General features: G+C 64.6%; 22 protein-coding genes and 1 pseudogene. 11 read left to right on the top strand and 12 right to left on the bottom strand.

Going from position 1 to position 17,034, the window contains the following annotated elements; translation table 11 throughout:
* Nucleotides 1-45: 45 nt before the first annotated feature.
* Nucleotides 46-357, top strand: a complete 312-nt coding sequence (locus AC2T3R_RS11920; RefSeq protein ID WP_085704872.1) for a hypothetical protein — start codon at nt 46-48, stop codon at nt 355-357.
* A 46-nt stretch (nt 358-403) separates the two neighbouring features.
* Here AC2T3R_RS11920 and AC2T3R_RS11925 read toward each other — a convergent pair whose 3' ends face one another.
* Both AC2T3R_RS11925 and ampC read right to left on the bottom strand, forming a co-directional pair.
* Entirely contained in the window at nt 404-736 is a 333-nt protein-coding gene (locus AC2T3R_RS11925) for a hypothetical protein (RefSeq protein WP_003253895.1), read from the bottom strand.
* Nucleotides 737-1,037: 301 nt separating this feature from the next.
* Complete coding sequence (gene ampC, locus AC2T3R_RS11930) at nt 1,038-2,180, bottom strand: class C beta-lactamase (protein ID WP_486745156.1); 1,143 nt, start codon at nt 2,178-2,180, stop codon at nt 1,038-1,040.
* A gap of 119 nt (nt 2,181-2,299) precedes the next feature.
* Here ampC and AC2T3R_RS11935 point away from each other — a divergent pair, with 119 nt between their 5' ends.
* Nucleotides 2,300-3,292 (top strand): bile acid:sodium symporter family protein, encoded by a 993-nt coding sequence (locus AC2T3R_RS11935; RefSeq protein ID WP_015270181.1) that lies wholly within the window; start codon nt 2,300-2,302, stop codon nt 3,290-3,292.
* 170 nt (nt 3,293-3,462) lie between these two features.
* Here the strand turns inward: AC2T3R_RS11935 and AC2T3R_RS11940 are convergent, their stop codons facing one another.
* The gene (locus AC2T3R_RS11940) at nt 3,463-4,056 is read right to left on the bottom strand and encodes an eCIS core domain-containing protein (protein ID WP_043935589.1); all 594 of its coding nucleotides are present in this window, start codon (nt 4,054-4,056) and stop codon (nt 3,463-3,465) included.
* Nucleotides 4,043-4,606 carry a TetR/AcrR family transcriptional regulator gene (locus AC2T3R_RS11945; RefSeq protein WP_410952834.1) on the bottom strand — a complete coding sequence of 188 codons (564 nt, stop codon included), beginning with the start codon at nt 4,604-4,606 and terminating at the stop codon, nt 4,043-4,045. The genes AC2T3R_RS11940 and AC2T3R_RS11945 overlap by 14 nt, the downstream gene beginning before the upstream one ends.
* An 89-nt stretch (nt 4,607-4,695) precedes the next feature.
* Between AC2T3R_RS11945 and AC2T3R_RS11950 the strand changes: the two genes are divergently transcribed.
* Together AC2T3R_RS11950 and AC2T3R_RS11955 are read left to right on the top strand one after the other, a co-directional pair.
* Nucleotides 4,696-5,427, top strand: coding sequence for an SDR family oxidoreductase (locus AC2T3R_RS11950; RefSeq protein ID WP_486745157.1), 732 nt, complete (start codon nt 4,696-4,698; stop codon nt 5,425-5,427).
* Between the two features lie 29 nt (nt 5,428-5,456).
* Nucleotides 5,457-6,067: pseudogene (locus AC2T3R_RS11955) on the top strand (2-hydroxychromene-2-carboxylate isomerase).
* 94 nt (nt 6,068-6,161) lie between these two features.
* Here the strand turns inward: AC2T3R_RS11955 and AC2T3R_RS11960 are convergent.
* From AC2T3R_RS11960 to AC2T3R_RS11975, 4 genes are all read right to left on the bottom strand, one after another.
* Nucleotides 6,162-6,707 carry a cupin domain-containing protein gene (locus AC2T3R_RS11960; RefSeq protein ID WP_003248033.1) on the bottom strand — a complete coding sequence of 182 codons (546 nt, stop codon included), beginning with the start codon at nt 6,705-6,707 and terminating at the stop codon, nt 6,162-6,164.
* 81 nt (nt 6,708-6,788) lie between these two features.
* Nucleotides 6,789-7,994, bottom strand: coding sequence for an MFS transporter (locus tag AC2T3R_RS11965; protein WP_041506054.1), 1,206 nt, complete (start codon nt 7,992-7,994; stop codon nt 6,789-6,791).
* A gap of 84 nt (nt 7,995-8,078) precedes the next feature.
* Nucleotides 8,079-8,612 (bottom strand): cytochrome b, encoded by a 534-nt coding sequence (locus tag AC2T3R_RS11970; RefSeq protein ID WP_015270187.1) that lies wholly within the window; start codon nt 8,610-8,612, stop codon nt 8,079-8,081.
* Nucleotides 8,609-9,661 (bottom strand): catalase family peroxidase, encoded by a 1,053-nt coding sequence (locus tag AC2T3R_RS11975; RefSeq protein WP_486745158.1) that lies wholly within the window; start codon nt 9,659-9,661, stop codon nt 8,609-8,611. Before AC2T3R_RS11975 ends, AC2T3R_RS11970 begins: the two co-directional genes overlap by 4 nt.
* A gap of 124 nt (nt 9,662-9,785) precedes the next feature.
* Between AC2T3R_RS11975 and AC2T3R_RS11980 the strand changes: the two genes are divergently transcribed.
* Both AC2T3R_RS11980 and AC2T3R_RS11985 read left to right on the top strand, forming a co-directional pair.
* Nucleotides 9,786-10,307 (top strand): sigma-70 family RNA polymerase sigma factor, encoded by a 522-nt coding sequence (locus AC2T3R_RS11980; protein WP_013972484.1) that lies wholly within the window; start codon nt 9,786-9,788, stop codon nt 10,305-10,307.
* A complete protein-coding gene (locus AC2T3R_RS11985) occupies nt 10,304-11,050 on the top strand; it encodes an anti-sigma factor family protein (RefSeq protein ID WP_247847651.1) in 747 nt (248 codons plus the stop codon). Before AC2T3R_RS11980 ends, AC2T3R_RS11985 begins: the two co-directional genes overlap by 4 nt.
* 107 nt (nt 11,051-11,157) lie before the next feature.
* Here AC2T3R_RS11985 and AC2T3R_RS11990 read toward each other — a convergent pair whose 3' ends face one another.
* Nucleotides 11,158-12,165 (bottom strand): GlxA family transcriptional regulator, encoded by a 1,008-nt coding sequence (locus AC2T3R_RS11990; RefSeq protein ID WP_236222474.1) that lies wholly within the window; start codon nt 12,163-12,165, stop codon nt 11,158-11,160.
* Between the two features lie 160 nt (nt 12,166-12,325).
* Between AC2T3R_RS11990 and AC2T3R_RS11995 the strand changes: the two genes are divergently transcribed.
* Together AC2T3R_RS11995 and AC2T3R_RS12000 are read left to right on the top strand one after the other, a co-directional pair.
* Nucleotides 12,326-12,796, top strand: coding sequence for a hypothetical protein (locus tag AC2T3R_RS11995; protein WP_054573118.1), 471 nt, complete (start codon nt 12,326-12,328; stop codon nt 12,794-12,796).
* Between the two features lie 223 nt (nt 12,797-13,019).
* Nucleotides 13,020-13,232 carry a PLDc N-terminal domain-containing protein gene (locus AC2T3R_RS12000; protein ID WP_013972488.1) on the top strand — a complete coding sequence of 71 codons (213 nt, stop codon included), beginning with the start codon at nt 13,020-13,022 and terminating at the stop codon, nt 13,230-13,232.
* A 44-nt stretch (nt 13,233-13,276) separates the two neighbouring features.
* Here AC2T3R_RS12000 and AC2T3R_RS12005 read toward each other — a convergent pair whose 3' ends face one another.
* Nucleotides 13,277-13,600, bottom strand: coding sequence for a hypothetical protein (locus AC2T3R_RS12005; protein ID WP_486745159.1), 324 nt, complete (start codon nt 13,598-13,600; stop codon nt 13,277-13,279).
* A 210-nt stretch (nt 13,601-13,810) separates the two neighbouring features.
* On the opposite strand from AC2T3R_RS12005, the gene AC2T3R_RS12010 reads away from it, so the two are divergent.
* A complete protein-coding gene (locus tag AC2T3R_RS12010) occupies nt 13,811-14,221 on the top strand; it encodes a RidA family protein (protein ID WP_054573119.1) in 411 nt (136 codons plus the stop codon).
* 108 nt (nt 14,222-14,329) lie between these two features.
* Entirely contained in the window at nt 14,330-15,202 is an 873-nt protein-coding gene (locus AC2T3R_RS12015) for a DMT family transporter (protein ID WP_486745160.1), read from the top strand.
* Here AC2T3R_RS12015 and AC2T3R_RS12020 read toward each other — a convergent pair.
* Both AC2T3R_RS12020 and AC2T3R_RS12025 read right to left on the bottom strand, forming a co-directional pair.
* Nucleotides 15,199-15,918 (bottom strand): TorF family putative porin, encoded by a 720-nt coding sequence (locus tag AC2T3R_RS12020; protein ID WP_054573121.1) that lies wholly within the window; start codon nt 15,916-15,918, stop codon nt 15,199-15,201. The two genes, AC2T3R_RS12015 and AC2T3R_RS12020, sit on opposite strands and share 4 nt — an antisense overlap.
* A gap of 81 nt (nt 15,919-15,999) precedes the next feature.
* Complete coding sequence (locus AC2T3R_RS12025) at nt 16,000-16,251, bottom strand: hypothetical protein (protein ID WP_015270196.1); 252 nt, start codon at nt 16,249-16,251, stop codon at nt 16,000-16,002.
* A 122-nt stretch (nt 16,252-16,373) separates the two neighbouring features.
* On the opposite strand from AC2T3R_RS12025, the gene AC2T3R_RS12030 reads away from it, so the two are divergent.
* The gene (locus tag AC2T3R_RS12030; RefSeq protein ID WP_191472784.1) at nt 16,374-17,033 is read left to right on the top strand and encodes a VIT1/CCC1 transporter family protein; all 660 of its coding nucleotides are present in this window, start codon (nt 16,374-16,376) and stop codon (nt 17,031-17,033) included.
* Nucleotide 17,034 lies beyond the last annotated feature (1 nt).

Below are 17,034 nucleotides of genomic sequence, written 5' to 3' on the forward strand. Positions count from 1 at the left end.
AAGGCTGTGGTTTTCTTGCGCGGCATTCCAGCAACGGAGGATTGAATGCTCATGCGAGTCAGGGAAGAGACCTATTGGCAATGGGCCGACGCACAGCTGCACAGCCGCTGCCACGACGAAGCACTCAGTGACGGCACCACGCTGGACGTGCAGGTGCGCCTGTCGCGCCTGGGGGCGACCCAACTGTTTTTGGGGTTGTACGCCGGTGATGGGCGAGCGTTGCTGGAGGAGTATTACCCCGCACGCCCAGGCGAGACCATGACTCGCGCCCTGGTGTGGGGTGTCGACCGTGCCCGCGCGATGGCAACCGGCGCCTTGCCGCTGCCAGAGCACCGCAGCCAGCGGCGCCAGGCATGAAAAAGCCCGGCCTATGCGGGCCGGGCTCAGGTAAGGGTGGGAACCCTCAGTTGAGCGGTTCGATCACCTTGACTGCCTGCTGCTCACGGGCAGCGGGCCATTCTTGTTGCAGGGTCTGCAGGACGCGGCCGACGAACTCGGTATCGGCGGCGGCCTTCTTGCCGACGTAGCCTTGGCCACGGCGGTAGACCTTGAAGCGGGCACGCATGCTGGGCAGGTGCTCTTCGAATTCATCTTCGACGGTGTTCGGTGGCAGGCGGTCGAGGCGCACTTCACCGGTCTGGCTTACCCACAGCAGATGGTCGTCAAGGCTGTCCTTGCGTACGGCGAACAGCTGGGCCAATTGGTCGATAGTCGGATTGTTGTTCAAGTTCATCATAAAGCCCCCATTACCCATTCGTAGGTGATTTTTCACAGTTGGCGCTACCACGGTGTAGCGCACTACCAAGGCTGCTACAGCAGCATCGCAACAGGGGCTTTCTCACGCTGCCTTTTGGACAGTTTCCCTCTCCACGGACGGCCTGCGTTACCGCGCAGGCCGTCTGGAACACCCTTGCCACCGCTCCCGATCAGGGAGACGGCTTCATCATGCCCAAGGGCGATGAACGGCGTCAACCATTTTGTAGTGAATATTTTTTCTCACTACATTGTGTCGTTTTGTTCGACAATCGCTGCCCGCACTACAGCCCGGAGAGAATGTCGAAGGCTGCGCGCACCCGGGCTTCGTTCGGGTAGTTTCGGTTGGCCAGCAACACCACGGCCAGTTGTTCGGCGGGCACGAACGCGGCGTAGGCGCCGAAGCCATTGGTCGAGCCGGTCTTGTTGTACCAGGCTGCCGGCAGCGGCGGCAGGGCTGGTTGCAAGCGTGTGGTTGCCTGCGGTTCACGGATTAGCTGCGGGCCGTTGCCATCGATCAGTGTGGCCAGCGTGACCGGGTAGGGGTAACGCTCCCAGCCCAGGCCCTGGGTCATGGCGCCGACCTGGAAGTAGCCCCGCTGGGTGATGGCCGTGGCTTGTGCCAGCGCCGGTGGCAGCCCCTCCGGCTGCATGTGCAGGCGCACATAGCGCAGCAGGTCGCTGGCGCTGGTCTTGATGCCGTAGGCTTCGTCGGCGTAAGGGCCGGGGCCGACACGCACCGGCTTGTCGGCACTGTCGTAGCCCTGGGCATACAACCCCTGGGCGCTGGCCGGGACCTGCAGATAGGTGTTTTCCAGGCCCATCTGTTTCAGCAGGCCCTCGCTCATCAGCGTGGAAAACGGCTGATGCTGCGCTCGGGCGGCCAGGTCACCGAACAAGCCCAGGCTGGGGTTCGAGTAGCAGCGCTGGGTGCCGGGTTTGGCGCGGGGTTGCCAGTGACGGAAGAAATCGACCACCTGCGGCGGCGTCTGCACCGCATCCGGGAACTGCAACGGCAGGCAGTCGGCACTATAGGCGCCCAGTTCCAGCACGCTTGCGTCGCCGATGGGGGAGCCGGCGAGGGCAGGGTGATAGCGCTTGGCCGGGGCATCGAGGTCCAGTTTGCCTTCGGCACTGGCCAGTGCGGCCAAAGTGGCGGTGTAGGTCTTGCTCAGCGAGCCGATCTCGAACAGCGTGTCGCGGCTGACCGGCACACTGTCTGCCTTGCTGGCCACGCCATAGCTGAAGTAGTGCGCGTGGTTGCGAGCATAGATGGCCACGGCCATGCCGGTGATGCCTTGCTCCTGCATCAGCGGGCGGATGATCTGGTCGACCTTGGCCTGCAACTGGTCGTCGGCCTGGGCGGCACTGTAGCCCAGGGTGAGAGTGATGGCGGCTGCAAGTGCAGCCAGGCGGGAGAGGGGCATGAGCGGGTCCTGTGCTGGAGCGTGTCCGTTGAGCGACACCGGTGGGGGTTCCGGCGTTAGCGGCGAAAAACCGAAGACCTTATCGTCTGCCCTTGCACAATGACAAGACGGAAACTGTGATGAAGTATTTGCGCATGTTATTCGACAATTTCACCCTGGCCTTGCTCGGGGTGGTACTGATTGCCACCGTGCTGCCTTGCTCGGGCGACGGCGCAGTGTATTTTGGTTGGCTGACCAACCTGGCCATCGGCCTGCTGTTCTTCCTGCACGGCGCCAAGCTGTCGCGCGAGGCGATCATTGCCGGAGCGGGGCACTGGCGCCTGCACTTGCTGGTGTTCTCCTGCACCTTCGTGCTGTTCCCGCTGCTGGGCCTGGCGTTCAAGCCACTGTTCGTGCCGCTGGTGGGCAACGAACTTTACCTGGGCGTGCTCTACCTGTGTGCCTTGCCGGCTACCGTGCAGTCGGCCATCGCCTTCACTTCGCTGGCGCGTGGTAACGTTCCGGCGGCCATTTGCAGTGCGGCGGCATCCAGCCTGCTGGGTATCTTCCTCACGCCGTTGCTGGTAATGATGTTGCTGGGGGCCAGCGGTGATACTGGTTCTGGTCTGGATGCGGTGCTGAAGATCACCCTGCAGCTGCTGGTGCCGTTCGTGGCCGGGCAGGTCGCCCGGCGCTGGATCGGTGCCTGGGTCAAGCGCAATGCGCGCTGGCTCAAGGTGGTGGACCAGGGTTCGATCCTGCTGGTGGTCTACACCGCGTTCAGCGAGGCGGTGGTCACCGGGCTGTGGCACACGGTATCGCCGCAGCACCTGGCCGGGTTGTTTGCCGTGTGCGGGATTTTGCTGGCAGTGGTGCTGTACGGTACACGGCTGCTCGGCAAGTTGCTGGGCTTTGACCTGGAGGACCGCATTACCATCCTGTTCGCCGGTTCGAAGAAGAGCCTGGCTACCGGGGTGCCGATGGCGCAGGTGCTGTTCGTCGGCAGTGGCATTGGCGCGATGATCCTGCCGCTGATGCTGTTCCACCAGATTCAGCTGATGGTCTGTGCAGTGCTGGCGCAACGTTATGCCAGCCGTGAGCAGGTGGCTGAAGAAGCTTCGGCGGCGTCCTGACACCTGGTTTGGCCACTGATGCGGTCGCCATGTAGGAGCGGCCTTGTGTCGCGAAAGGGCCGCAAAGCGGCCCCGGCAATATTTGCTCCAAGCTGAAATCGAGGGGCTGCTGCGCAGCCCTTTCGCGACACAAGGCCGCTCCTACACGGCGACCGCGCAATGACCAGGAATTATCTGGCCTGCCCTGAACCACGCTCGCGCAGCGCCTTGCCTACCTCGGCCTCGATCTTGTAGGCCGGCGCTTCCAGGTCGTCGTAGTTGCGCGTGTAGCGCCGGGCGAACTCTTCTACACCCAGCTGCTGATACTGCTGCACATGCTTGAGCTCATGTGCCCACAACGCCACGTTGTCCTCGGCATCGGCGGGGCGGCGGAAGATGATCGTGTCGATCAGTGTCACGGCGTTCACATCGGGGTTCTGCAGCAGCGCATTGGCCGCGCTCATCTGCTGTTCGTCACCCACCCGGAAGCGCGCCGCGTCGAGCACGGCAAAGTCGTACCAAGGTTCGAGTTGCGCACGGATATGCAACGGGATCGGCTCGACGCCGCTGGCGGTGGCTTCGTCGCGGGCCTGCTGCAAGGCGTAGGTCAGGCTGGACGAAGCCAGTACTTCCACGTCCTTGAAAATCTGCCCGGCCTGGCCGGGGTCGATGGGCGCACAGAAACATCCCATCAGGCACACCTGGTATTGCCCTGGCGGGCAGGCCTGTTCGGCGAGTGCAGGCAAGCTCAGCAGTAGCCCCAGCAGTAGACTAATCCGCTTCATGCAGGGCCTTCTCGACAAAGTGGCGGCTGGCCTCCAGTACCTGCGACTGCACGCTTTCCGTGGCCAGCATGCGCCCGACCAGCAAGGCACCGACGCACTGGCTGATCAGCACCCAGGCCAATTCGCTGTCTTCCAGGGTCGCGCTCCAGGCCTGGTGCAGCTCCACCAGCCAATGCTCGGCCACTGCACGCACCGGTGCTTCGGCCCGGGCAATCTCCACCCCCAATGGCGGCAGCGGGCAGCCACCTTCGGCATTGTGCAGGTGGGCCAGGCTCAGGTACTGCTGCAGGCAACGGCCCAGGCGTTCGCGACTGGCGCCCTGGTTTGCCAGGCGCGCCAGCGGGCTGTTGCACAATTCCTGCCGCACTACCTCGGTGAACAGGTCGTCCTTGGACGGGAAGTGGTTGTAGAAGGCTCCGCCGGTCAGGCCGATCGCCTTCATCAGCCCGGCTACGCCAGTGCTGGAAAAACCCCCGCGTTTGGCCAGCGCGCCGCTGCTGGCCAGCAGCCGCTCGCGGGTTTGCTGCTTGTGTTCGTTGGTGTAGCGCATTCAGTTGCCTCTGCAGGCGAGCTTGACGGTGGCGGCGATCATAACATAGCGTTCGTTTACTAAACGACCATTCACCAATGGAGGCAGGCATGACAGAACAACAAAAAGTGGTGCTCGTGATTGGCGCGGGGGATGCTACCGGCGGCGAGATCGCCAAGCGCTTTGCCCGCGAGGGCTACATTGCCTGTGTTATCCGGCGCCAGGCTGACAAGTTGCAGCCGCTGCTGGACGAAATCCGCGCTGCCGGCGGCCAGGCCCACGGGTTTGGCTCCGATGCGCGCAAGGAGGAGGAGGTGGCGGCGCTGGTCGAAACCATCGAGCGTGATATCGGCCCGATCGAAGCGTTTGTGTTCAATATCGGTGCCAATGTGCCCTGTAGCATTCTTGAGGAAACCCCACGCAAATACTTCAAGATCTGGGAGATGGCCTGTTTTGCCGGTTTCCTCACCGCCCAGGCGGTGGCCCGGCGCATGGTCCAGCGCGAGCGTGGCACCATCCTGTTCACCGGCGCCACCGCTGGCACTCGTGGCGCGGCGGGCTTTGCGGCATTCGCCGGGGCCAAGCATGCCTTGCGCGCCCTGGCCCAGAGCATGGCGCGCGAGCTGGGGCCGCGGAACATCCATGTCGCCCACGTGGTGGTTGACGGGGCCATCGACACCGCCTTCATCCGTGACACATTCCCCGAGCGCTACGCCCTCAAGGGCCAGGATGGCATCCTAGATCCGGCCCACATCGCCGACAGCTACTGGTTCCTGCATGCCCAGCCCCGCGACGCCTGGACCTTCGAGCTGGACCTGCGCCCCTGGATGGAACGTTGGTAAGCCCCTTTCACCGAGCAAGGACCGTAACCATGCACAAGACTGTCGACTTCTTTTTCGATCTGGGCAGCCCGGCCAGCTATCTGGCCTGGACTCAACTGCCTGGGCTGTGTGCCCGCCAGGGTGCCACGTTACGTTACCGGCCGATGCTGCTGGGTGGGGTTTGCAGGCTACCGGTAATGCTTCGCCGGTGATGATCCCGGCCAAGGGTCGTTACATGTTCACCGACCTGGCGCGCTTCGCCGAGCGCTACGGGGTACCGTTCGGGTTGCCGCCGGGGTTCCCGGTCAATACCTTGACCCTGATGCGCGGGGCAATGGGCACCCAGCTGCGTTCGCCGGAGCGGTTCGATGCGTTGCTGGCGGTGCTGTTCAATGGTCTGTTTGCGCAGCGCCGCAACCTGGGCGACAACGCCGTCCTCGACGACACGCTGAGCCAGGGCGGCTTCGACCCGCAGGCATTTCGCGCGCTGGCGGGTGATGACGAGGTGAAGGCCGCGCTCAGGCACGCGACCGAAGCTGCAGTGGAGCGCGGGGTGTTCGGCGCGCCGACCTGTTTTGTCGGTGACGAGATGTTCTTCGGGCAGGACCGCCTGGACTTTGTCGAAGAGGCCCTGCGTCAGGGTGTCGACAGCCTTACCTGAAGGCGCCTCTCCCACAGGGTTGGCGCGTTTCCTGTGGGAGCGGCTTCAGCCGCGAACACCGGCAAAGCCGGTGCCATCTCCATGCATAAAGCAGTCAGAAGTTCGCCGGGGTGTTGGCGCTGATGATTTCGGCCTCGTCCGGGCCGATGTTCTTGAAACTGTGCGGCAGGGTAGTGGGGATGTAGTAACCGTCGCCCGAGTTGAGCACGCTTACCTGGCCATCGACCCACAACTCGACGGTGCCGCGTGTGACCAGGCCACACTCCTCACCCTCGGCATGCACGATCGGCTCGCCCGAATCGGCACCCGGTGCATACAGTTCACGCAGCATGCGCATCTGCCGGCCTTCGACACTGGCGCCAACCAGCAGCATGCGCAGGCCGTTGCGGCCCAGATCTGGCTGCTCGCCGCCACGGAACACATAGCGCTCTTCGCGCACCGGCTCGTCGAAGCTGAAGAACTCCGCCAGGCTCATCGGAATGCCTTCGAGCAGTTTTTTCAGGGAGCTGACCGAAGGGCTGACGCGATTCTGCTCGATCTGCGAGATCGTCGAATTGGTCAGCCCGCTGCGGCGGGCCAGTTCCCGTTGGGAGAGGTTGTTGCGTTCACGCACCAGTTTGAGTCGCGTCCCCGTGTCCATAGCCGCCTTGTAATCAGAGGTGTCAATAATAATGAGCGATGCGCATTAAAACACACTCTGCGCGCTTGCGCGCTGTGCTTGTCAGGCCCGCTGATCGCGGGGCATCGGCCATGACCCCACCAGCAGCAACAGCGCCGCCACCGCCAGGAATGGCAAGCGTGGATCGACGGCATAAACCAAGGTGCCGGCCAGCGGCCCGATCACTGCGCCCATGCCCTGGGCAGCACCGATGGACCCGGCCGTGGCGCCTTGCTCGGAGGCGTGCATGGCATTGGCCGCCAGCGCCGAAAACGCCGGGAAGACAAAGCCCATGCCCGCCGCCGCGACAAAGTAGCAAGCCCAAAGCCATGGCGCCGTGGTGGCCAGCGAGCCGCAGGCAAAGCCCAGGGCCGAAACCGTGGCGCCGACCCGGATCATCTTCAACGGCGGCCATTCCAGCTGGCGCAGCAGCATCTGCGCCAGGATCAGTGCAACGCCTACCGTGGTCAGGGCGATGCCGGCAGCCTGGGCAGCCTCGGCAGGGCCCAAATGCAGGCGGTCGAGGGCAAAGAAACCGACGATGATCTGCGATACCGTGACGCTGAGCATGGCGCTGAACGCCACCAGCAAAGGCCGGCGCAGGCGTGGGTCGTTCAGGCGCACCGGGCTGGGAGCATGGCTGTGCGGCAGCGCCTGCGGCTTCAGGGTGAACAGCAGGACCAGAAAGGCACTGGCCGGCAGCAGCGACATGATATGGAACGGCAGGCTCAGGCTATGCCGCGCCAGCAGCGCTGCCAGCGCCGGCCCCACCACCAGGCCGACGGCGTTGGCCGCCCCCAGCGAGGCCATGGCCCGGGCCCGGCGTTGCGGTTCGACATGGTCGGCGATCAGCGCATTGCAGCCCACCGGGATGGCAGCATAGAAGGCGCCGATACAGCCGCGCGCGACCATCAGGCCGATGAAGGCCAGGGTCGCCCCCGGTAGCCAGCGCAGCGCACCTTCTACGAACAGGCACAGCAGCCAGTAGGCCAGGGTGAAGCCGGCGCTGCCCAGCAGCAGGATGCGCCGACGGCCCAGACGGTCTGCGGCGCGCCCCCAAGGCCGGGCCAGCAGCACCCAGACCACGCCCGCCACGGTCACGGCGGCACCGGCTTGCCAGGTGGCCATGCCGAGCTGGCGGGCGATCGGGCCGATCAGGGCGACGAAGGCCATCATCGACATGGTGCAGGCCATGTTGGCCAGCAGCAGGGGGCGCAAGTCCAGGGTACTGGCGGGTGCGAGTGTGGCAGGATCCTTTGCGACATTCATAGGGCAGTCCAGGGCGGTACGGCAAATAGAAAGCCGATCTTGTTGGGAATCGTTATCGGTGTCGAGCCCCTGGGCTGCCGAGCGTCATTGGCTGCGGCGCAGCGGGCCAGGCCACATGCTACGCAACACGCCATCGCGGCGCACCCACGCGTGCATCAAGGCCGCACCCACATGCACCAGCACCGTGGCGAACAGCAAGTAGCCAGCCCAGCCATGGGCCTGGCGCAGCACTGCATACAGTTGCAGGTCATGGGGGGCAATGGCCGGCAAGCCCAAGGGGCGGGGGTAGCCACCGGCCGAAAGCATGGCCCAGCCCAGCAGCGGCATGGCAAGCATCAGTCCGTAGAGCACCAGGTGCGAAGCCCCGGCGGCCCAGCGTTGCAGTGCAGGCAGGTCGCGCGGCAGGGCTGGGTGGGGCAGGGCCAGGCGAACGGCGATGCGCAGCAGCACCAGCACCAGCAGGGCCAGGCCGGTTGCCTTGTGCAACCCGATCAGCACGGGGTGGCGCGGCGACAGGTCGGCGACCATGCTCACACCGATGAACAACATGGCCAGGATCAGCACGGCCATCAGCCAGTGCAACAGGCGGGCGAGGGGGTGGAAGGCGTCGGTTTTCATGGGTGGGCTCCGGTGTCGAGCGATTCGCGGCTGCGGCGGTTGAAGGATTCCGAGTAGGCGGCTGAACGGGCGGCGAGAATCGGGTCGGCAGAGGCCTGGATGCCCCGGGGTAGAATCAGCGGGTCGAAGTTGATGTCGCGGCAGGCCCCTTGCTCGGGGCCGTCGACCTGTTCCAGTACCAGCGTGCCGGCGTCCACGCTGCGCCGGTCGGCAGGCCACGGGCTGGCAGGGTCGTCCACTGCATCGCCGGGTTCCGCCAGTACCAGGCGCAGCGTCCAGCGCAGCGGGCCCTGGGCCAGCCGTTGCTGCAGGTCGTGCTGCAGGAACTGTTTGTCATCGACTTGGGCAGGCAGGGCGGCAAACGCTGTCTGCGGCTCCAGTTGCCAACGCACGGGGTGGGACGCGCCGCTTGTGTCGATCAGGCGGAAGGCGTTGATGCTGTGGTACTGCGTGCTGGCGAAGCTGTTGCTGGGCTTGTACCCCGCCGCCCATTGGCGAAACGCCGCGCTTTCCGGGTGGGCGGCGAAAAACGCCTGCAGTTTGCCCGGGTCCGGTTTGCCGGTGGCCGGGTCGGGTGCCCCCGCCAGTACCTGTTCATAGAAGGCTTGTGGCGTGCTTACCGCCAGCACCGGCGGGTTGTTCATGCCGGTACGCCAGACTTGCCCGTCGTCGGTGCTCAACTCGATGGCCAGGCTGCGCACCGGTATGCCGGTATCCGGCGCGAACGGGTTGGCGCCGCCGATGGCGAAGCGGCCGATCACTGGCACCCGCGGCTGGCTGAACGCCCGCGCCGTGGACAGGCTGACGGCCTGCCCGCTGGGCTGGAAGTAGCCGCTGACGCACAGGCCCTTGGCGTGGTTCTTACGGTAACCCGGGTAATGCCCGGCCTGGGCTTCGAAGGTGTCGATGATGCGTTGTGGGGTCAGGCGGGTATCGCCAACCCAGCCGGCGGCATAGGCAAAGGCGGCGCCCGCGCCCAGCATCACGACGCCGATGGCGGCCAGGCGCAGGGCCTTGGCCGGGCCGTGCAGGGGTGAGTTCATGGTCATTGTCCGGTTCAGTGAAGGTGCCGGTACGACGGCGCAGGGAAAAACTTATTCCCTTGCCGGGAATAGATTTTCCTCGCAGGCGTCTGCCTCTTACACTGACAACCCCAGAGGCCGGGACCTTGCCATGCATGATCTGGACGACCACCAGTGGCGCGAGCTGCTGGCCCGCCTGCGCCGCTTTGCCGTGTGGCTGACCCGCGAGCCGGGCAGCGCCGACGACCTGGTACAGGCCACGGTCGAGCGGGCCTTGAGCCGGCGCGACCAGCAACGTGATGCCGATGCCCTGCGGGCCTGGCTGTTCACCATCCTTTATCGGCTGTTCCTCGATGGAAAGCGCCGCGAGCGCCTGCACGCGCGATGGCTGTCCTGGTTCGGCCGCGGCGAGCGCGATGACGAGCCGGTTGGTGGCAACCTCGAGGCCATTGTCCTGGCCCAGGCCGACCTGCAGGCTTTCGCCCGGCTCACGGCAGAACAGCGTGCGTTGTTGCTGCTGGTCAGCATTGAAGGTTTGAGCTACAAGGAGGCCGCCCAGGCCCTGGGCATCCCTATCGGCACTGTGATGTCGCGCCTGTCGCGCGCCCGCAATGCCTTGCGCGAACTGACCGAGGGCAGCCCCCAGCCCCCGGCCTTGCGGAGACTGAAATGACGCGCCTGATCCCCAGCGAAGACGAACTGCACGCTTATGTCGACGAGCGCCTGGAGCCTGCGCGCCGGGCCGAGGTTCAAGCCTGGCTGGCGGCCAACCCGCAGGCTGCGGCCAAGGTCGAGGGTTGGCGTGCCGACGCCCGCCGCCTGCGTACGGCGCTGGCCGGGTTTGGCGAAGTGCCGGCGCAGCTGGACCTGGGGCAGTTGCGCAGGCAAGTGCGCCAACGCCGCCAGCGCCGCTGGGCTACGGCGGCGGTGCTGCTGCTGGCGTTTGGCATAGGTGGCCTGGGAGGTTGGCAGGTGCGCGATGCGACCTTGGCGCGTGCCGAGCTGCCGATGGCCGATGCCGTCCAGGCGCACCGCTTGTTTGCCGGTAGCCAGGCGTTGGATATCCAGGCCAGCGACCCAGGCCAGTTGCGCGACTGGCTGGGGCGCCACTTCAGCCGCGTTGGCCACTTGCCGGACCTGGCGGGCTACGGCTTCAAACCGGTGGGCGCGCGCCTGCTAAGCAACGAGCAGGGGCCGGCGGCATTGCTGGTGTTCGAGGATGGCAAGGGCCAGCGCATCAGCCTGTTCCTGCGCTCACCAGGTGATCATTATCGGCGCATGCCGGACGGGCAGCGCGTGGACGGGCAGCTGGAGGCGCGGTACTGGTCGCATGGGGCCTACAACTTTGCTCTGGTCAGCGCGGTGGACGATTTGCGTGGGGCGGGGGTGGGGGAGGCGTTGCGCTTGGGTTTGTGAGCCCGCTCTCGCCGGGATCGCGCGTGGATGCTGTGGTGATCCTGTGGGAGCGGGCGCGCCCGCGAAGAGGCCTCGCCAGGCCACACATTCCTGCCATTTTCCCCTGCTCACTCGCCCAACCGCTGCTCACGCGACGGCGGGTAGCCAAAGTAAGCCGCATAGCATTTGCTGAAGTGCGACACCGAAACAAACCCGCAGGCCACTGCCACTTCCATCACCGACAGGTCGGAATACTGCAGTAGGCGGCGGCTTTTGGTGACGCGCAACTCCATGTAGTAACGCCGCGGCGAAGTACCCAACTGGGCCTGGAACAGGCGGTCGATCTGTCGGCGCGAGCGCCCGCTGTAGGCGGCCAACTGGTCGAGGCTGAGGGTTTCCTCGAGGTTGTTCTCCATCAGCTCGACGATGGTGCGCAGGTGCAAACTCATGGATTTCTTCGCGCCAGGACCGACCTGGCGATAGCGGGCACCGGAGAACGACAGGATCTCCTCGACGCCTTCGGCCAAGCCGTCGCCATACAGCCGGCGCACCAGGCCGAGCATCAGCTCCATGGCACCATTGGGGCTGGCAGCGCTGAGGCGGTCGCGGTCGAGAGTGAAGCTGGCCGGGGTGATCCGCGTCTGCGGGCTGCGCTCGGACAGGCTGGCGCGCTGCTCAGGGTGGATACTGCAGCCATAGTCGTCCAGCACCCCGGCGCGGCCGAGGAACCACGCGCCGTTCCACAACCCGCCCAAGGCCATGCCGTGGGCCGCACAATCGCCCAGCAGGCGGTCAAGCTCGGGGTACTTCAATGGCGTGCGCAGGCCGCCACAGATCACCAGCAGGTCCAACTCCTTCAGGGCCTCGGCGGATAACTCGGTAGCCACCAACTCCAACCCCAGGTCGCTGAGCACGCGGTCGCCTGCAAGCGACAGCGGGGTGAATTGAAAGCTGTCGGCGCGCAGCAGGTTGGCCGTGACCAGCACGTCCATGGCCACGGTGAAGCTGGCCATGGAGAAGTGTTCGAGCAATACGAAATCGACCCGATAGGGGGCTTGGGCATTGGCGCTGGTGGACTTCAGCCGCAGCATGTTGCTGGTACTGGTCTTCTTGCTGAACTGGCGTGGCGTGGGCACTCTGGACTCCGCTTCCTGGCTGGCCTTGAGAGTGTGGCGGGTGGCCGGGGGAAAGACAATCTCCCGGGTGGCCGTGTCGTATTCCAGGTCGTGTTCAGGCAACCTGTCTGGCTTGGCCCGTTGCCGCTATGCTGATGCTCCTGTCACTGAGGATACCTTGATGAAGTACGCCGCTGCCCTGTTGCTTTGCCTGATGCCATTGCTGGCCAATGCCCTGGAGCAGGGCGACAAGCTCGCCCCGTGGACGCTGCTCGACCAGTACGACCAGGCCTATAGCCTCGCCGCCGGCACGCACATCCTGCTGGTGGCACGCGACATGGACGGTGCCAAGCTGGTGAAGGCGGCGTTGGCCGAACAGCCCAAGGGTTACCTGGAGGCGCGCGATGCGGTGTTCGTTGCCGACATCCAGCGCATGCCGGCGCTGATCAGCAAGCTGTTCGCCATCCCCGCCATGCGCGATTACAACTACCGCGTTTTGCTCGACCGCGACGGGCGCGTGGCCAGCCGTTATCCAGGGCAGGATGGCCAGGTGCAGTGGTTGCAACTGGAGCAGGGCAAGCTGGTGAGCCAGCGGGCATTTGCCGATGCGCCGGCGTTGAAGGCGGCGTTGGAGACTGCACCACGGCATTGAGAGCTGTCACTGCTCCCTGTAGGAGCGGCCTTGTGTCGCGATGGGCTGCATAGCAGCCCCCTGCGGTCCTTTGTAGGGCAAAAATCCTGGGGCCGCTGCGCAGCCCATCGCGACACAAGGCCGCTCCTACAAGGACCGCGGTGCCATGCCGCCAGCCAAATCAATCTGAACCCTCGGCAGCCTCTGCAACCCAACCCATTACATGCCAAATGGGAGAGCGCTCATGGAAATCGGAACGATCTGGATCATCGTCGCGGCCTTTGTGATCCTGCTGGAAATCTGGGCCATCTGGCACATCATCGGCAGTGACCGGCGCGCCGAGCGCAAGATGCTGTGGATCGTCTTCGTGGTCTACGCACCGTTCCCCGGTTTGCTGTTCTGGGCCTGGCGCGGGCCTCGGGCGGTGAAGGGCAGGGCGGTACTGCAGGAAAAATGATGGCGAACGGCCTCAGGCGCGGGGGCGCCTGAGGCCGTCGATGTTCACTTGGGCAGGATATCGAAGCGAATGGCTGACCCCAGCCCGTCCACTATCAGGCAACCATAGAACTTCACGGTCGACAGCACACACAGATGCTTGAGCGCTTCATGGATGTAATCGTGAAGCAGCTTTTCGGCATCGCGCCTGCGGTCTGCGAGCGTGGTGCTGCTGAGAGTGATCACCCCGAGCAAGGTGGTTTCAATGTGTTCGACGGTGTCCAGGCCAATTTTTTCGCGCAGGTGCAGGCGCGCCTTTGCCGCATCGTCTTCATCTCGTGCGGTTTTGGGCTTGATGGTATAAGCCAGCTGAAAATCATATTTGCTCATCGCTTTATCCTTGGTACGTGCAGGCCTCCATGCCGGGCCTCGCAATCTAGCGCCTGGCAGCCACCGCGCATACAAACGCGTGGTTCACGCAAGCCAGTGCGCTGTGCGAAACGTCCTACGCAGACAAGCCCGTTTTACGATGCATGCTTGACCTCGAGTTAACTCAAGGTTCGATACTCCGTCCCTCTTCCAACTGATCGAGGGTTTACCGTGAGCCATTCAACCGCGTTCCAGCTGAGCAACCCCGAAGGCCTGTACGACCCCAGCGGTAATGCCTACTCTCATGTCGCCGAGGTTCATGCCGACAGCCGCCTGTTGTTCATCGCCGGCCAGGGCGGGGAAGACCGCAACGGGCAGCTGTCGCCGCTGTTCGCCGAGCAGGCACGCCAGGCACTGGCCAACCTTGAGATTGCCCTGGCGTCGAAAGGCGCCAGCCTGGCCCAGGTGTTCAAGCTGACCCTGCTGATCGTCGAGCATTCCGAAACGCGACTGCATGAATGGGTAGCCGAGGCTGACAGGGCCTGGGGCCGCAGCATGAAACCGACCTGCACGCTGATACCGGTACCCCGGTTGGCGCTGGACGGCATGCTGGTGGAGATCGAGGCAGTGGCGGCTGTATAGGTCCGGGCGATTCGGTGGTGGCGGCAGATAAACACTATGTTGTATATCGGTGCTGGCCCAACCAGCATGGCCGCTATAACAACAATTGACCTCAAAGGTGACCACACCATGAGCACCGGCACCACCACGCTTGCCGACCCCAAGGCCTGGGCCTGGGTCTGGCCCGCACTTTTCAGCCTGGTGGCCTTCGCTGCCAACTCGGTATTCTGCCGGCTCGCGCTGAAGGATGGGGCCATCGACCCGGCATCCTTCACCGTGGTGCGCCTGGCCAGTGGTGCACTGTTCCTGCTGCTGTTGATCCGCCTGCGCAAACCCGCGCTTGCCATGGGGGGGAGCTGGCGCGGCGGCTTGGCCCTGTTCCTCTACGCATTCCTGTTTTCTGCGGCATATCTGCAACTGGGCGCAGGCGCGGGTGCGTTGCTGCTGTTCGGCGCGGTGCAGATCACCATGTTCGGCTTCGCCTGGTACAAAGGCGAACAAATCACCGCGCGGATGCTGCTGGGCATGCTGATCGCCTTCGTCGGCCTGCTGGTGCTGCTGTTGCCCGGTACTGCGGCGCCACCTTTTGCCAGTGCCTTGCTGATGGCCCTGTCTGGCGTGGCCTGGGGCGTTTACACGCTGCTGGGCAAAGGTTCACCCAGGCCGCTGGCCGACACTGCCGGCAATTTCACCCGGAGCCTGCCGTGCCTGGTGCTGCTGGCGCCGATGCTGTTACTGGGCGCCGGCTTGCACCTGAGCCCGCTCGGCGTGCTGTATGCGCTGGGTTCTGGTGTGCTGGCGTCCGGTGCTGGCTATGCCGTGTGGTACGGCGTGGTCAGGCAAGTCAGCGCGCAGCAGGCGGCGACCATGCAGCTCAGCGTCCCGGTGATCGCGGCGTTGGGCGGGGTTGGCCTGATCGGCGAGCCATTGTCGTTGCGCTTGCTGGTGGCCTGCGTGGTGGTGCTGGGCGGTATCGCCCTGGCGCTGGCGCCGCGCCGTTAAAAGAAACGGCGTTGCGCCTTGAGCGTGACCATGCTGTCGCAATAGGTGTTGATGCCCGAATACGCATCACACCCGCCACCACTGAGGTTTGAGTTGCTGTAGACCAGGTTCAGGTCGATGCCGAGCCAAGGCCGGGAAAGTTCCAGCGACCAATCGGAAAAGGCATTCACCTCGCTGCCATCACCAATGGTGAATGGCGTACCCAGGCGGTGATGGGCGAGCTTCACGCTCAGGTCGACATCAAACAGCGGCAGTTGGCCGAAGTCGGCGAACAGCGTGGCGGTGCGGTTGTCGGGATTGTCGCGCAGCGCTCCACCGAAACGGCTGCCCAGCACCGAAACACCGCCGTACAGGGCATAGCTGTCGGGGCCCGCAATGTTTGGCTGACTATAATGGATCAACCCCACCTCGTAGCCCAGGCTAGTGTCGAACCGGTGCTTGTAGCCCAGATAACTGTCCAGCCGCAGGGTGGAGTCGGGCGTCACGCCCATGCTCGGGGCGTACTGGCCAAGGTACCAGCCGCTGGGGTGGCTGAAGTCGAGGCCACCGTGGAACGCACCGATGGCGCTGGGCGATATCAGCCCCTGGGCCATACTGCGTGAGGGGGTGGTGCCGAGTGTAAAGTCGAAGTCGCCCAGTTCGCGTTTGATCTGTTGGGCCAGCAGCATGGGGCTGAACAGCAGTGCAGCACTCAGCAACAGAAGGGGCCTGGTCATGGTCTCCGTCCTGGAAGGCTTGCGGTTGAGCGGTAAAGCATACCTGTGCAGGTAACGTGAGGGAACCGCCGGCTAGCCCATTCAGCCTTTGGTCGAACGGTCGGCGTCTGCAGCTTCGGTCACCACGGGCAGGTTGCCGGCACGCTGGATTACCCGCCGTTGCTGCTCGTAGTCGTCCAGCGACAGGCCACGGCGTTGCAAGGCTTCCAGTTGCAGTTGACGGGTTTCTTCGGCGGTGTAGGGACGCAGTTCGGGGTGGCTGGCACAGCCGCTGGTGATGGCGATGGCAATGACGGCAAGGGTGGCGGACAGCAGGCGGGCCAAGGTGTTCATCAGGTAGCTCCAGGGGCCGGTGTGGTGGGCGGCGAGTCGATGGAGCTAGGTTATTCGGCCATGTCGTTCGGCAGAAATTGCCATTCTCGATAGTGACTATCGATGGTTCCTGGGAGGGTGCGATGGGGCAAGACGAGCAACCGCGAAAATGGGGTGTGCTGGAACCGATCGACCGGATCACCGAAGTCATCTTCGGCCTGTTGATGGCGATGACCTTCATCGGCTCGCTGAGCGTGGCCACGGCAGGGCGCGAAGACGCGCGGCTGATGCTGATTGCCGCGCTCGGCTGCAACCTGGCCTGGGGCCTGGCCGATGCCGTCATCTACCTGCTGCGTACCTGGACCGAACGTACCCGCAGCCGGACCTTGCTGGCTCGCCTGCAAGCCGGTGATATCACCCAGGGGCGCAGGCTGATTGCCGATACGCTGCCAGAGCGCATCGGCCTGGCACTGGATGAAGACGGGCTGGAGATGCTGCGCGGGCGCATGCTGCGTGATGCTGGCCGCCCGCTGCCGGCACGCCTGGGGCTGGATGATTTCAAGGCTGCCCTGGCCACTTTCCTGCTGGTGGTACTGGCAACTTTCCCGATGGTCATTCCGTTCCTGCTGATCGAGACCACCGGTACGGCCATCCGTGTATCGAACCTGGTCGCCCTGGCCATGCTTTTTCTTGCGGGCTGGCTGCTGGCACGCTATTCCGGTGGCCGTACCCTGTTGACCGGCGTGGTTCTGGCGGTAGTCGGGGCGTCACTGATCGTGGCGATCATCGCCTTGGGCGGTTGAG

The sequence above is a fragment of the Pseudomonas sp. PVC-5-1 genome (assembly GCF_057444345.1).

Coding starts and splice junctions, on each gene's coding strand:
- AC2T3R_RS11970 (WP_015270187.1), bottom strand. CDS start 8,612: ATGAAAACCGACGCCTTCCACCCCCTCGCCCGCCTGTTGCACTGGCTG.
- AC2T3R_RS11935 (WP_015270181.1), top strand. CDS start 2,300: ATGAAGTATTTGCGCATGTTATTCGACAATTTCACCCTGGCCTTGCTC.
- AC2T3R_RS12000 (WP_013972488.1), top strand. CDS start 13,020: ATGGAAATCGGAACGATCTGGATCATCGTCGCGGCCTTTGTGATCCTG.
- AC2T3R_RS11940 (WP_043935589.1), bottom strand. CDS start 4,056: ATGAAGCGGATTAGTCTACTGCTGGGGCTACTGCTGAGCTTGCCTGCA.
- AC2T3R_RS11975 (WP_486745158.1), bottom strand. CDS start 9,661: ATGACCATGAACTCACCCCTGCACGGCCCGGCCAAGGCCCTGCGCCTG.
- AC2T3R_RS11985 (WP_247847651.1), top strand. CDS start 10,304: ATGACGCGCCTGATCCCCAGCGAAGACGAACTGCACGCTTATGTCGAC.
- AC2T3R_RS12025 (WP_015270196.1), bottom strand. CDS start 16,251: ATGAACACCTTGGCCCGCCTGCTGTCCGCCACCCTTGCCGTCATTGCC.
- ampC (WP_486745156.1), bottom strand. CDS start 2,180: ATGCCCCTCTCCCGCCTGGCTGCACTTGCAGCCGCCATCACTCTCACC.
- AC2T3R_RS11950 (WP_486745157.1), top strand. CDS start 4,696: ATGACAGAACAACAAAAAGTGGTGCTCGTGATTGGCGCGGGGGATGCT.
- AC2T3R_RS11925 (WP_003253895.1), bottom strand. CDS start 736: ATGATGAACTTGAACAACAATCCGACTATCGACCAATTGGCCCAGCTG.
- AC2T3R_RS12030 (WP_191472784.1), top strand. CDS start 16,374: ATGGGGCAAGACGAGCAACCGCGAAAATGGGGTGTGCTGGAACCGATC.
- AC2T3R_RS11980 (WP_013972484.1), top strand. CDS start 9,786: ATGCATGATCTGGACGACCACCAGTGGCGCGAGCTGCTGGCCCGCCTG.
- AC2T3R_RS12020 (WP_054573121.1), bottom strand. CDS start 15,918: ATGACCAGGCCCCTTCTGTTGCTGAGTGCTGCACTGCTGTTCAGCCCC.
- AC2T3R_RS12015 (WP_486745160.1), top strand. CDS start 14,330: ATGAGCACCGGCACCACCACGCTTGCCGACCCCAAGGCCTGGGCCTGG.
- AC2T3R_RS11945 (WP_410952834.1), bottom strand. CDS start 4,606: ATGCGCTACACCAACGAACACAAGCAGCAAACCCGCGAGCGGCTGCTG.
- AC2T3R_RS11960 (WP_003248033.1), bottom strand. CDS start 6,707: ATGGACACGGGGACGCGACTCAAACTGGTGCGTGAACGCAACAACCTC.
- AC2T3R_RS11995 (WP_054573118.1), top strand. CDS start 12,326: ATGAAGTACGCCGCTGCCCTGTTGCTTTGCCTGATGCCATTGCTGGCC.
- AC2T3R_RS12005 (WP_486745159.1), bottom strand. CDS start 13,600: ATGAGCAAATATGATTTTCAGCTGGCTTATACCATCAAGCCCAAAACC.
- AC2T3R_RS11965 (WP_041506054.1), bottom strand. CDS start 7,994: ATGAATGTCGCAAAGGATCCTGCCACACTCGCACCCGCCAGTACCCTG.
- AC2T3R_RS11920 (WP_085704872.1), top strand. CDS start 46: ATGCTCATGCGAGTCAGGGAAGAGACCTATTGGCAATGGGCCGACGCA.